Annotated in this window: 9 protein-coding genes; 2 read left to right on the top strand and 7 right to left on the bottom strand. The window is 48.7% G+C overall.

The genetic code is table 11. The annotated features are described in order from the left end of the window. Window positions 1-5 precede the first annotated feature (5 nt). Both AC0LWT_RS10440 and AC0LWT_RS10445 read right to left on the bottom strand, forming a co-directional pair. Window positions 6-1,478 (bottom strand): SagB family peptide dehydrogenase, encoded by a 1,473-nt coding sequence (locus AC0LWT_RS10440; protein WP_474681175.1) that lies wholly within the window; start codon window positions 1,476-1,478, stop codon window positions 6-8. Window positions 1,479-1,561: 83 nt separating this feature from the next. Beyond that, window positions 1,562-6,070: an amino acid adenylation domain-containing protein gene (locus tag AC0LWT_RS10445; protein ID WP_474681176.1), complete on the bottom strand. Its 4,509-nt coding sequence runs from the start codon at window positions 6,068-6,070 to the stop codon at window positions 1,562-1,564. A gap of 310 nt (window positions 6,071-6,380) precedes the next feature. Between AC0LWT_RS10445 and AC0LWT_RS10450 the strand changes: the two genes are divergently transcribed. Both AC0LWT_RS10450 and AC0LWT_RS10455 read left to right on the top strand, forming a co-directional pair. Next, window positions 6,381-7,943, top strand: coding sequence for a cysteine peptidase family C39 domain-containing protein (locus AC0LWT_RS10450; protein ID WP_474681177.1), 1,563 nt, complete (start codon window positions 6,381-6,383; stop codon window positions 7,941-7,943). A gap of 107 nt (window positions 7,944-8,050) precedes the next feature. Beyond that, the gene (locus tag AC0LWT_RS10455) at window positions 8,051-8,368 is read left to right on the top strand and encodes a hypothetical protein (protein WP_474681178.1); all 318 of its coding nucleotides are present in this window, start codon (window positions 8,051-8,053) and stop codon (window positions 8,366-8,368) included. 73 nt (window positions 8,369-8,441) lie between these two features. Here the strand turns inward: AC0LWT_RS10455 and AC0LWT_RS10460 are convergent, their stop codons facing one another. The 5 genes from AC0LWT_RS10460 to AC0LWT_RS10480 form a co-directional block, all read right to left on the bottom strand. Continuing rightward, a complete protein-coding gene (locus tag AC0LWT_RS10460; protein ID WP_474681179.1) occupies window positions 8,442-8,612 on the bottom strand; it encodes a hypothetical protein in 171 nt (56 codons plus the stop codon). Window positions 8,613-8,888: 276 nt separating this feature from the next. Further along, the gene (locus tag AC0LWT_RS10465; protein WP_474681180.1) at window positions 8,889-9,404 is read right to left on the bottom strand and encodes a hypothetical protein; all 516 of its coding nucleotides are present in this window, start codon (window positions 9,402-9,404) and stop codon (window positions 8,889-8,891) included. 381 nt (window positions 9,405-9,785) lie between these two features. Continuing rightward, window positions 9,786-10,166: a hypothetical protein gene (locus AC0LWT_RS10470; RefSeq protein WP_474681181.1), complete on the bottom strand. Its 381-nt coding sequence runs from the start codon at window positions 10,164-10,166 to the stop codon at window positions 9,786-9,788. 807 nt (window positions 10,167-10,973) lie between these two features. After that, window positions 10,974-11,324 carry a hypothetical protein gene (locus AC0LWT_RS10475; RefSeq protein WP_474681182.1) on the bottom strand — a complete coding sequence of 117 codons (351 nt, stop codon included), beginning with the start codon at window positions 11,322-11,324 and terminating at the stop codon, window positions 10,974-10,976. Between the two features lie 16 nt (window positions 11,325-11,340). Continuing rightward, window positions 11,341-12,867, bottom strand: coding sequence for a WXG100 family type VII secretion target (locus AC0LWT_RS10480; protein ID WP_474681183.1), 1,527 nt, complete (start codon window positions 12,865-12,867; stop codon window positions 11,341-11,343). Between the last annotated feature and the right edge of the window lie 31 nt (window positions 12,868-12,898).

The raw sequence follows: 12,898 nt of genomic DNA on the forward strand, positions 1-12,898 counted from the left end.
GTCGGCTACTGCAGCCCGTTTCCGGGTTTATTAAGAACGTACCGGTCAAGTTTTCGGATCGAAGCCGAGTTCGGATCGCCCTTGCCCCATGCGCCGGCATACATGATTTGCGATTGATGCGGCAATTGCAAAAGCTCTTTCACCTCTTCGTCGTAATAGCCCCCGATCGCGGAGTAGGCCAATTGAAGCTCCTGGGATTTCAAATACATCAGCTGCCCCAAAATACCGTCGGCAATGGCTCTTTGCTGAAATAACGCCAAGTCGCTCTCATCCGCCTGGGAAACATCCATGACGAAAAAAAACAGAATCGAGCAATTATGCACCAACGCTTGCCCCAAGCAAAGATTGGCAAACACCTGCCTGAAATCCCCCGCTTCGATCATTCTCAGTTGACCGTCAAAATGGTAAATGCCGGGCAGCATGTCCTCGACGGCATGGACAACCATATAAAAGGATGAATAAATGTTCAACTGATGAATAAAATCAAGCATCCGCCAAAAATGGTCCCGCGAAATGTCCGCAAGCGCGTAGGCCGGACTGGATCTCCGCTCGATCAAAAGCCGCAGAATTTGATTATAATCGTCCCATTCGGCCGGCAGCGCATGGCGGGCCAGCCATCCTTCCGAAGGTTCGCGAACGGAACGGCTTACCTTGGCTTGAAAATCGGCGATGGGCTTCCAGTCGAACAAACTCTCTTCTTTATCTTCCGAAGAAGGGATCGTGTGATCGGCAAACGCAGCATGCTCGTTCAGAATCGTCAAAGCCGAAGCACTGCCGCTTCCTTCGTCTGACGTTGACGGGTGGCGAACCGCAATAACGGCAACCGGTTCTTCATGGTCGTCCAATTGAAGCAGCGACTTGATATCTTTGGACTTTGTTATCGTATATACGGAATGATCCAGACCCAATGCATGCAGAATCAGCTGAAAATTAGCGACCGCATGCCCGGAATCGATCAGGCTGAAATGGTAGCCTTTATGCGAATATTTCCAGCAAGTTCGCCACGGAACAATGGAAAGGACAAAATAAAAGTCCGCATTATGGTCCTGCTCCAGCAATGTGGAGCAAAGCAGGTCCGCAGCATCCGCTCCGGGCATTTTGTAGAGCAGCGTCTGCAGCGCGCTGTAATAATAAATGCCGGGTTCAATCCCGTCCATGCTGCGGATGACTACATACACTTCAACCGGGTAGCACCCTCCGGCAGACGGATACGACCATAAAAGCTCCGGCTGATGGCCGTAAAACTTGACGGCGGTCGTTCCGAACGAAGGAAGCAAGATGCGCTCCAGCATCCTCGTGCCGGACAACGGCGCCGACCTAAAAGACTCTTCCGTATAAATCGATGTCTTTAATCTGACATAAGGACCGCTAACCTTTTTGAATCGTTCTGGTCGGCTGCTCGTTTCAAATCTGCTCCCAGCATATTCCCTGCCTCTGCAAATTTGAAAGATGGACAAATGATTCACCGGATTACTCATTGGATTTATCATCCTGTTTATCCCCACGCTTTACCGTAAATTTGTCTTCGTTTCCAGCAGCTTTCCCAACGGGCAAGATAATCTCAGAAATACAATCCTTCAAGCGACTCCTGGGATAAAGCGATCGTTTCAAAATCGGACGGCGTAAACTCCACCTCGTTTTTTTCGCAGCAATGGCGGATGAGCGCTTGTAAATGACTCGCGTATGTTTGCACAAACCCGTTAACCGTCTCCGCTTTAAACAGATGGCGGCTGTAAGTTACCGACACATGCAGCTTCCGGTTCACCACCATGACGTTCATGTCCAGAAGCGAAGTGAGCCGGTTATCCATGCTGCATTCGACGCCGGATGGTTCATCTGCAATTGAAAATAAATCGTTGTCGAAAGTCGCGTCAAAATCGCCTAAATAATTGAACCTGATCCGTTTTTGCCCGCCGTTGTCCTGGATGCTTTCTGTCAAGCGGGCGAGCACGCCGAATCCGACGCCTTTCCGGGGAATTTTCCTCAGGTGCTCCTTGGTGCGCTTGATCCGATCCGGCATAAGCTCGGCAGATACCTGGAAGAGTTTAACCGGATACAGGCTTGTAAACCATCCGACCGTTCTTGACAAATCCAGCGGTTCCGCGAACGGTTCCCGGCCGTGGCCTTCCAGCTCGATCACGACTTCGTCCATTTGGAAAACGTCGAAAATAGCGGCGCCAAGAGCGCTGACAAGCAGGTCCTTCGTGTCGGTGCCGTAGGCGGCATTGGCCTGGCCAAGCAATCGGCCGGTCTCCTCCTCCGCCAAATGCTCGATAACCGTCTCTGAACTTGCCACCGTATCTTCCCCAAGCGCAAAATCAACGCGAACCGCCGTCTCGGCCTCGAGAACAGACTCCCAATACGCCCGCTCGTTCTCGATGATTTCCGCATGGTTCCACAAATATTCGGCCCAACTTTGCGCGGAGGCTGTCTTCAAGGGCAGCGGCTCCGTTTGTTTCATGACGAATTGCCGGTGAAGGCTGACCAGATCTTCCAGCAAAATGGTCCACGACACCGCATCGACGATCAGATGGTGAGCCGTCAGCAGCAGCCTTGTGCCGTTCGTCCCAAGATCGAACAGGCAGGCTTTGAGCAGCGCTCCCCGATGAATGTCCATCGATGCTTTCAACGACTGTCCCAGCAGGCGCATTTGCAATTTTTGCTCTTCATAGCCGTAATCGGCCAAATGAAACACTTCGACCCGGCACTTCTCCGCCCGGCTGTTGTAAAACAACCCATCGTTATCGGCGCTTACATGTATTCTCAGGGCATCATGATGCTCGATCAGGTCATCCATCAACCGTTCAAGATCGCTTGCATCAATAGGCTGCTTCAAATTCAGCAATAACGATTGGTTATAATAATGCCGGTCGGCAAATTGTTGGGCGAAAAACCATGAGCCGATAGGCGTCGGCCGAATGCCGCCTTCGCACCGCCGCTGATCGGCCATATCGGCCGCAGCGGATTTGCTTACGCGCCTTACCATGTCCCCGATCACAGGGTTGGCCAAGATGTCCGCGACTTTGATGCCGTACCCGCCGCTTTTCATCCTCGAAGCAACCTGGATCGCTTTGATCGAATCGCCGCCAAGATGATAAAAATTGTCGGCAAAACCGATATCGCCGGCTTGCAGCACATCGCGCAAAATGCCGACCAGTCCCGCTTCCGCCTCATCCCGGAAAATATCGGCCGCAAGCCCGGTCTGCTGCCGTTTCTCCGGTTCGGGCAGCATGTCCCGGTTGACCTTCCCGTTCTTGTTCAGCGGAATTTCATTCATCACGATGAAATGGGCAGGCACCATATACGCCGGCAGCCTGTCCGCCAAATACGTTCGCCATACCGCTGACGAAACGCCGCTTTGGCCGACCACATACGCGCAAAGATACGGGCTTCCGTCTTCATGCCGCCGGTCGATGACAACGGCTTCCCGGATCGCGTCGTGCTCGCACAAATACCGCTCGATCTCGCCCAATTCGATGCGATAGCCGCGAATTTTCACCTGATGGTCGACCCGGCCCGCATACTCGATCTTCCCGCCCTCCAAGAACCGGGCAAGATCCCCCGTCCGGTACATCTTCCTGCCTGTTGCAAAAGGGTTCGGAATAAATTTGTCCCTCGTCAAATCTTCCCGGTTCATGTACCCCCTTGCCATTCCGTCCCCTGAAATGTACAGTTCTCCAATCACGTGCACAGGCACGGGATTCAAATTGGAATCAAGAATATAAATCTGCACATTGTCGGCCGGAACGCCGATCGGAACCGAGACGTTATGATCGCGGTCCGTGTCGAAAGCATGAATCATGCATCCGACAACCGTCTCCGTGGGGCCGTATTCGTTGTAAAGCTCAATTCGTCCTCCGAAGCTTTCCTCAATTTGCCTGGCCAAGCTCGTTCTTAAATCTTCCCCCCCGATAATAAAACGTTTGACGGATGAATCCTGGTGGTTCAGCTCCCTTAACAAAGATAAATGCGCCGGCGTCAGCTTGACGACCGTAGCTTTGTTTTCCTTCATAATCCGAAAAAGCACGTATTCGTCTCCGTCGTCGCCGTAAACCATGATGCAGCCTCCGGAAATCAAAGGCGTGAAAATCGAAGTTACCGTAAGATCGAAGGCAAGGGACGAATACAAAGGGAATATTTCGATCTCCTGCTTTACATACATGTTCTTGGCCCACCAAATGTAATTGACCAAGCCCCGGTGCTCGATCATGACCCCTTTGGGCGTTCCGGTCGAACCCGACGTATAGATGACGTAGACCAAATCGCCGGGACCGCTCTCCGCTTCCGGATCGGATGAATCGCCCCGATACAGGCCGGGGTCGTTCAGGTCTATGACCTCTCCCTTCATCAGGGCGCGTTCCCTTATATCCATGTTCGCGAGCAGCAGGCTGCAGCCCGAGTTTTCGAGCATATAGGCAATTCTGCCGTCCGGGTAAGCCGCATCAATCGGCAAGTAAGCTCCGCCCGCCTTCAAAATCCCCAAGATGCCGATCACCGTCTCGATGGAATGGCGGGTCAATAACCCGACAACCGTTTCCCGGCCCACGCCCCGGGCGGACAGGCGCCTCGCCAATTGATTCGCCTTTACGTTCAGCTCCCGGTAGGTGAGCTCTTCCCGCTCGTGGCGGATGGCGATCCGCTCCGGCGTTCGCGCCGCCTGCTCTTCGAAAAGCCGGTGAATCGTCTTGCTGCGCGGATACTCGGCCCCGGTATCGTTGAATTCCGCAATCTGCTTGCTTTTCTCAGCCTCGGACAACAAGGAGAGCCTGGCGATCCGCTCGCCGGGATTGCAAATGATTTGCTCGACGAGTATGTTCAGCCGCTCGTACAAATCCTCAATCTGCCGTTCCGTATACGCTTGAAGCTTGTAATCGATCTCAAGCAGCAAAGCTCCCGATTCGGCCCAATCCTTGACGACCAACTGCAGCGCATACAGCTGGTTTCCGTTATACAGCTCTTCCACTTTCGCTGGAGAGCCGTCCCACGAGGTTGCGACTTTGGTGTTGTAATAGTTCACACAAGTGCCGAATAAGCCGTCGCCCCCTCTTTTATTTAATTCGAGATCCTGAACGAGAAGGTCGTACGGATATTTTTGGTTATAGTAGCATTCCGTCAATTGCTGGTGGATACGGACAAGCGCCTCCAGAACCGGGCTCGAATCGTCAAACGTATACCGGAAAGGCATCGTGCTTGTAAACATCCCTGCGGTTCGCTTCTCCTTTTGCCCCGAACGGTTGAATACGGGCACTCCGATGACAAGATCGGTTTGCCCCGCAGTCTTGTTCATATACAGCATGTACAGGAAAATGAATATTGTGTTGACCGAGCATTTCGCGCTGGCCGCAAGCTCTTTGATTTGCAAAGAACGAACGGGATCCAATTCGTATGTTTTCCTTTTTCCCGCCGTGGAACCGTAACCATGATTCGTCAAAACGTCGGGAAGAACACTGAACTTGTCCAGCCAAAACCGCCTGTTCTTCTGAAATCTTTCGGATTGGATATACCGTTCCTCCTGCCGGGCATATTCCAGATAGGCGGGCGCCGGTTCAAGCTCGGCCGGTTGTCCGTTCAGAAGCGTCATATAACAATCGTAAATCTGATCGATGACCAAATTGCTGGACCATCCGTCGGAAACGATATGGTGGAATTTTACAAGAAATCCGTTATCTTGGTCGGAAATTTTGAACATCGGAAACCGGCAAAGCCTTCCCCGCTCCAAAACGAACGGCGTTTGCGCTTCCCTTTCCAGCCACTGCCGGAATTCCCGCTCAGGATCGTCATAGACGGAAAAATCGATGAAATCCGGTGCTTCGGCATCGCTTTCGTCCACATATTGACGCGGTTCTCCGTCGATTTCCACGACTCTGATGCGAAGCGCTTCATGCCTCGCGATTTGCAGGCGTATCGCCTTTTCCAGGAGGTTGAAATCGACGGGCCCATTGATTCTTACCGAACCGGCGATGTTGTACAGCGACGTGTCCGGGTATATCTTTTCGGTATACCATATTCGCTTCTGAGGGTGAGTCAAAGAATAACATTTCGGATGATCGGGTCGAAATACGTCGAACATCAAACAGTCCTCCTATTCCTCGACTTGATATGGCGAACATCGGGGCTGCTGCTCTTGGATGAAAAAGCTGTAAAAGGAGTCGTTTGCATGCACATGGAGGCAATTGTTGCGGTAACTTGCAGATCGTACTGCAGAGGTAAAAATTAACGCGCGTTAATTTCCAATTAAAGGGTTATTTTTTCTTTATCTTAACTTGCGGATTTCAAGCTTGTCAAGATAACTATACAACAAATAAAATTTAGTCTAATATGAATGTAAGTATATGGAAGTCCCTCGAAACCAAAATACGGGAAAGGTTGGAGATGCGTGCATGAAATTGCTTGAACTCGAACCGCTAAAAAGCGATGGAGGGGATTGTTTTGATGATGTCATCGTAACCATGAACGGCTGGTATCGGCGTGGATATCAGCTGATGTACGCGGACGCGTTGAAATTTTATTTCGACCCGGATCGACCGGACCAGACCATCGGAACCCGGATGCAGACGAATTTCAGCAATGCTTTGGATTTGCTCCAACATTTTCACGGATATAACATCGAGGTATACCACAATATTTCCCCGACCGACGGCTTAGCCCTCTTCAAAGAACAGCTATCCCAAAACAATCCGATCGGTCTTATTATCGATACTTTCTACAGTCCCTGGGATAATAATTACCAAAAAATCCATTACTTTACGCATGTGATGCTCGTAGCCGGCATTGACGCCGAAACCGGCGATCTGTTATGCGTCGACCCTTTTTTCGTTAAAAAGAATATGCGGCTGCCGCGCGATCATTACATGGACGGGTTTATTTCCTGCATGACGATGGAGCCTTCCGGCTCCGGTATGCCGGGTAAAAACCAGGTGCTGGCAAGCCTGCGGACCAAACTGCTGGAGTATTTGGACATCGCGCCGGCCAGCTTTGAGGCGTGGGCGGAAACGTTCCGCTCCATCGATTTTGCGAAAGAGTCGCAAAATAACGACTTTATGGCGGGCCCGCTTAATTCGAAATTGAACACGCTGGTCACCGGCCGGTTCAACTATGTCAAAACGCTTGATTACATTTCAACCCTGTATGGACTGCCGCAGCTAAGCGACTTTTCCCGGGAAATGAAACTGCTTGCCAACAAGTGGAGCACGATTCGCGGCCTGATCGCCAAGCTGAACTATATGCCTTTACATCTTTTGGATGACAAAATGAAAGACAATGTGATTGGCCGAATACGGACGAACGCCGAAACCGAAGTAGGACTCGTCGAACGGCTGATTGCTGAATTGGAGCCTTCCAAAATTCAAAATCAGGCTTTCGTTTCCGCCTTTCCCGCCCCGCTGTCTGCGGATGACACCGTTCAGAAGATCGAGCATGTGCAGCTGCAGCAGCTGTTCGACACCCGCGGGTTCGACAATGAAAGCGGAACCGCCGATTACGATACCAACGGGTTTAGCTACGCGAGAGCCGGCATTCCCGTAAGCCATGAGCTGCACGTTGCGGACATGTCCTTTGCTTTCCGCGCCCTGCTCGATGACTCCTTCGATAATTTGTCCTGCATGGGCCAGTCGGTTCCGCTTCAAGCAGACCGGTATCGCGGAATCATGGTGCTCGGAAGCAGCCAATTCGGCAGCTGTCTGGATACGCTCACCGTCATATACGAGGACGGCACAACCGACCAAGTGCCGCTCGGATTTTCCGATTGGTGGAACCCGATTCACGTAAACGGGGAAGTCATCGCCCTGGAGGCGAGTACCATGAACAACAAGTCGGGCTTGCTGCCCAGCAAGGTGTATCTGTATGCGGCCAAAACCAGGCTGAACAGTACCAAAACCGCCACGGGCCTAATTCTCCCGATCATGCCCAATCTTCACATTTTCGGTATTTCCATGTGGAAATAAAGCAGCTGTTCAGCCCTAGCAAAAAGAAGCCCCCGAACTCCGCTTTTACGGCGCGTTCGGGCGGCTTCTTCCAAGCTGTTTATAACAATGACAGCAGGGTATTGTGAATGAGTTCCTGCCTGAAACCCGGTGGCCAGCAAAGCTTCGCCGGCCACTTTGACGGGCAGTTTTCCGGGGCGATTTTCGATTTTTTAAAAAGCAAAATGGGCATCAGCATCGCCTACGCCATAACCGAAATCTGCGCGCTGAATAGGTCCAAAGAAATGGATCGGAATGCCATTGACGTGCTCGGCGAAGAGATCGTTTTACTGAAGCAGCTCCACTTTGACGACACCGACAGGCCGGTTTTCTATTCTCTGGACTATTTGAAAAACAGCGTTTTCAACTGTTCATCAAACGCGAGTAGTCCCGCTCGGGCAAAATGAAAACGGAGCCAGGGTTTAGAACCCGCTCCGTTTTATTTTATCGCGCTGCACGCTCCCATGCCGCCCGAACCGCTCATTTCCAAGCCTTGGCTTCTATATGTTTTTTCTTCGGAAACATCTTTTTCAGCAAACCCTTCTTCTGCTTCTCATCCAGAATCTGCTTAACGCCGCGGATCAGCACCCTATACCTCATCTCATCGTCATGACTCATCGTCTGCAGCTGGCTAAAAAATTTATCGTCCATTTTAAGCACCTCTCCAATTCGGCCATTGAATTAATCCGATCGGCCTATTATTTTATAGTCCTTTTTGACTACATTATAACATCCGATTCTCACAAAAATCTCACAAAATGTGCTTTTTTGTCAGGACAAAATAAAAAAAGAGGGGACTGCCGCTCTATTGCCTGCCGCGGCTTAAGATCCATTACTTTGAAATTGCGAGTCGTACTCCTCTCAACGTTCAAGAAAAAGGACAGCCTGACCGCTTCATCAGCGGCTCGACTGTCCTTTTTCTTGTTTTTATTTCTGTTCTTGCTGAGTCCGATCCTCGAAAGCAACCCGATTGACCTCGGCAAAGCGCTGCAGCTTCTTTGCAATGACAGCGACATCGAAAAGGTTCATACGCTTCGAGTAAACCCACCGCGTTTTATTCTCCAGTTCAATGGACACAGACCCCGGCTTGTAAACAATTTGTTTAATATTCGATGCTTCGAGGATGAGTTCTCTCGAATATCCTCTCTTCGCCAGATTGGTCTTGCCTATTTTCAAATAGGGGCGGCGAACGAAATACATCAACAAAGCTACGAATAAGTATCCGCATATCGTAACTATATACATGCCGTTCTGGTCGGCCTTCGTGTACGTAGCCAGCAGAAACACGAAAATAATTACGAACAATAAAGGAAGCAAAAGGCTGCGGCCTTTAAATACTTGAGGCTTGTCAGGATCGGAAATAGGGGATATCCCTTGCTTCGACCTCAGCACATTGGCCTTCTTCGCATTTTTACTTACCATTCTTTCCCACTTGCGCGACATGAACGTACCTCCCAGTATGCTGCTCTTTGTAAGGACCTGCAGAGCTTATCCTTATTTCACTGGAAAGTCGCCCATTTGTCAAGCTAACTATGAGGCAAATGATTGTACGCCCGTATCCATAGGGGATCTGCGGCCTGCGCATACACTAATCTGACGACTAATTTTCCAAACTCCCATCCCCTGCAAATGCTCCGGAATACGATGGCACCAAACAGATGGCCGAAGAACGGAAGAAGGGAAGCAGCGTTTCGTAGCATCGGCCATTCAGGGAGAGATCAACAGGTCAATCATGGTCGTATCTGACCATGATTGACCTGTTCAATGACGGGTTCATTCGACACCCACCCACCTTTAAAAATATAGCATATCATAGAAGTAGTGTTACAGAATTGTTATCTGTTTTATAGCTGTTAACTCTTTTCTAGCATATCTCCCATCTTCAAGCGGTACGTAAACCATAATAGAAATTTTAATTTCATATTCCCCTGACAGTAACTCAGATTCATCGTGGTCAGCCACATCTATAATCATATATTTTGGAGTGTGTTCCGTAATTGTAAAGGTATACTTAGGAAGATTTAACGTCGAGACTATAAATGAACCGAACGTTTCCTTTCCATTCTTATACAACATAATTTCTTTCATATCAATTTTGTCGGATATTATTTCTTTTGTATCAGATGATATTTCTAATACTATAGGGATAGATTTGTTTAATGCTCTGTATTCGAATCCTTCTAGTAAATGTATTACTAACTTCATATTCATTGCCCCCTAAAAAAGTCATAATACTGTTGAAACCACTGAAGGTCTTCGTCAGAAAGTCCCATCCTTTCCCTTGCCAAATATTTGTCGATGTTGCGTACCTCTCAGCTTGTTCAACAGGTAATGCCATAAATTCTTTTCTACCCAACTTAAGGGATTGTCTATAATGCTTAATCTCATGCAAAATTGTATTAGCCATCATTTTTGCATTACCGAAGTTTTTATTTAAATCTAGAATCGGTTCGCCTTTTGCATTAAACTTAAACAAAGTGATTGGCGGCGCACACAGTTGTTCCCTGGCAGTCATAAGACAATCTCCTGATTTCGGGTTGTCTACATTTTTCCATGGATATTCGAGGCTTTGAAGGTGGGACAGGTTTGACGCTTACGTGAATTTAGTGAAAATTTCACATGTCTAGTTTTATTTTACTTTGCTTTGCCGTACTTTTCGTTGTTAGCGATACCGCGGCAGAAAAGAAAACCACATTACGGGTGGCTAACTCGCATTGTGGCGTTCTACATGGGTATTGGTTTCATTAATCCATCAGGTACTAAACTTTTAAATATGAACGTATACCCTTGATAGAGGTTCAATAAAAAACAGGTCAATCAGGGTGGTATCTGACCATAATCGACCTGTTCAACGTAACGGAAAACCGTTATATAGGTGATAAAATTCAAGCATTTATATGCGTACTAACGAAATGACGAAATCTTCATACGGGCATTACATAGGTTAAGTTTGTTATTGGTTGAATGTTGGGTTCATTCGGCACTGGGTAGCCCGCCCACCACTGTTATTAATTAATTCATGCTTTCTGCAATTCTTTCCACAATTTCTTTATCCCAATCATCAAGATCAGCCATTAATTCCTCATATTTGCATTTCGATTCAGGAGTATCAATAGCCAAAAGTGCCGCTATGCTGTAATGCCCTATGGTGTCGATTCCAAAGAGTTTATTTACATTCGGGTCTCGAAATTTGCTGATGTAAGAAAGTTTAGAAATAATCTCTTCGTTACACAATTTTCTGCTGACAATCTGACTTATAGCACTTACTAAAACCTGATTATGATGAATATCTAAACACTTGATAATTTCAAGATCGTTTAATTTGCCTTCTCTTATTTCCTTCGATAAACTTAAAGGTTTCACTCTTCATCGCCTCTCTTTATTCATTTACAGGACCAAAGTTGTCTATTAGATATTGCCTTTCAGTTCTATAGTTGTTCCACAGTTGCTCAGCAAGAGCCTTGTTACCTATTCGGTCAGCCTCTTTTATTTCAACCATGTATGCTCTGAGTTCCATAATAATTCTATTTTTGAACTCATAAGTAACATCCAATTTGGGGTAGCCTTTTGCCATATCGTCTAGAAAATGTTGATACTCATGTCTTAGAGCACTTATTGAAGCATCTTCATATATATTTAATTGCCCTGGAATATTTCCTTTTGGTGCATATGCCATAATATCACGATCTAGGATTCTTACTTCTACTCCTGCTTCCTGTGCTTGCTTAATAATATCATCCCATTCCTCAGGGTGGGAAAGACGTCCAGGACCATAAATATCCCTAAACGGATCAGAATCATTCTTCCCTAACATGCTATCAGGTAATCTATCTTTCCCCGTCCCCTCAGCTTGCTTCACCAGCGGAACAAGCGGGCTCTCCGCCTCTACTGCGGCAGTTGCCTTGCTTGCATTCGATGTGAGGACACTCAGTTCCTCCGCACCCTTTGCACTTCGTACAACGGCCCCTAACGGTACAAAGACTTCTGCCGTTTTCTCGATGCCATAGCCCAGCATTTCCGCTTTCCGGTTCGGACTCGCTTCTTCAAATTCCTTTATCGTACTCACGACTGCTTTCGTTACTCGTCCCGGCAGCTGCTTCACGTTCGCGATCCCATTCTTTGCATCTTCTTGCAATGTATACAGCGGTTTCTCGCTGCGGATCGTCTTCAAGGCGTATTGTGTACTTCGCACTGCCGAGCTAAACGCATTGCCCTTTAGAGCTAATGATACCACACCAGATAGTGTCCCTATAACTCCTTTGGCCACTCCGGTTTTAAAATGCTCTTCCAGTTGAATGCGTTGGTCTACGGCGTCCAGTACGCTTGTTATGTAGCGGTTATCCAGTTTGCTTCCTTCGAGCAGCTTCTGGATGATATCTCTTCCTTGTCCATTATAGGTGCTTGCATCCAGTGCTGAATAGACCCACTCTTCCCCTTGCTTGACTTTGTTGTCCAGCCAAGTGATTCCTGTCTCTACCGCATCCAGCCCACTTTCGAGAAAATCGAGTAACCTCGCTCCGCTTCGTCCCGTCCACGTCGTACTCATGGTTTTTACTGCCGCTGCGTTTTTGACTTGAGGTAGGAAACTTCGCCCGGTCAGGGCATCTTTCACCCATGATTTCCAACTTCCGCTGAAAATACCCGCGCCTTTCCCATCCGCCTCATCAAACTGATTCGCTTTTTTCGTGGCGAAGTCCTGGATTTGCTGCAGTTCGCAGCGCAGGTCCTGCAGCATCCGGTCAATCGATTGGTAGCCGCTGTCCACATCGGACCGCTGACGGCTGGACATCGTGAGCCCGTTCATCGCGCTGTGAAGTTGGCTTTGGATGCGCTCCAGCGTCCCGATCGTCGCATAAAGCTCGCTCGCCGTGGCTCGCAGAGTCGATGTGTCTACACGTATTTGCACCTAAGTTCCCCTTTCGTTAGTGGACCGCAGC

The sequence above is a fragment of the Paenibacillus sp. sgz302164 genome (assembly GCF_056120505.1).

Coding starts and splice junctions, on each gene's coding strand:
- AC0LWT_RS10455 (WP_474681178.1), top strand. CDS start 8,051: ATGAGTTCCTGCCTGAAACCCGGTGGCCAGCAAAGCTTCGCCGGCCAC.
- AC0LWT_RS10470 (WP_474681181.1), bottom strand. CDS start 10,166: ATGAAGTTAGTAATACATTTACTAGAAGGATTCGAATACAGAGCATTA.
- AC0LWT_RS10445 (WP_474681176.1), bottom strand. CDS start 6,070: ATGTTCGACGTATTTCGACCCGATCATCCGAAATGTTATTCTTTGACT.
- AC0LWT_RS10465 (WP_474681180.1), bottom strand. CDS start 9,404: ATGTCGCGCAAGTGGGAAAGAATGGTAAGTAAAAATGCGAAGAAGGCC.
- AC0LWT_RS10460 (WP_474681179.1), bottom strand. CDS start 8,612: ATGGACGATAAATTTTTTAGCCAGCTGCAGACGATGAGTCATGACGAT.
- AC0LWT_RS10440 (WP_474681175.1), bottom strand. CDS start 1,478: ATGAGTAATCCGGTGAATCATTTGTCCATCTTTCAAATTTGCAGAGGC.
- AC0LWT_RS10450 (WP_474681177.1), top strand. CDS start 6,381: ATGAAATTGCTTGAACTCGAACCGCTAAAAAGCGATGGAGGGGATTGT.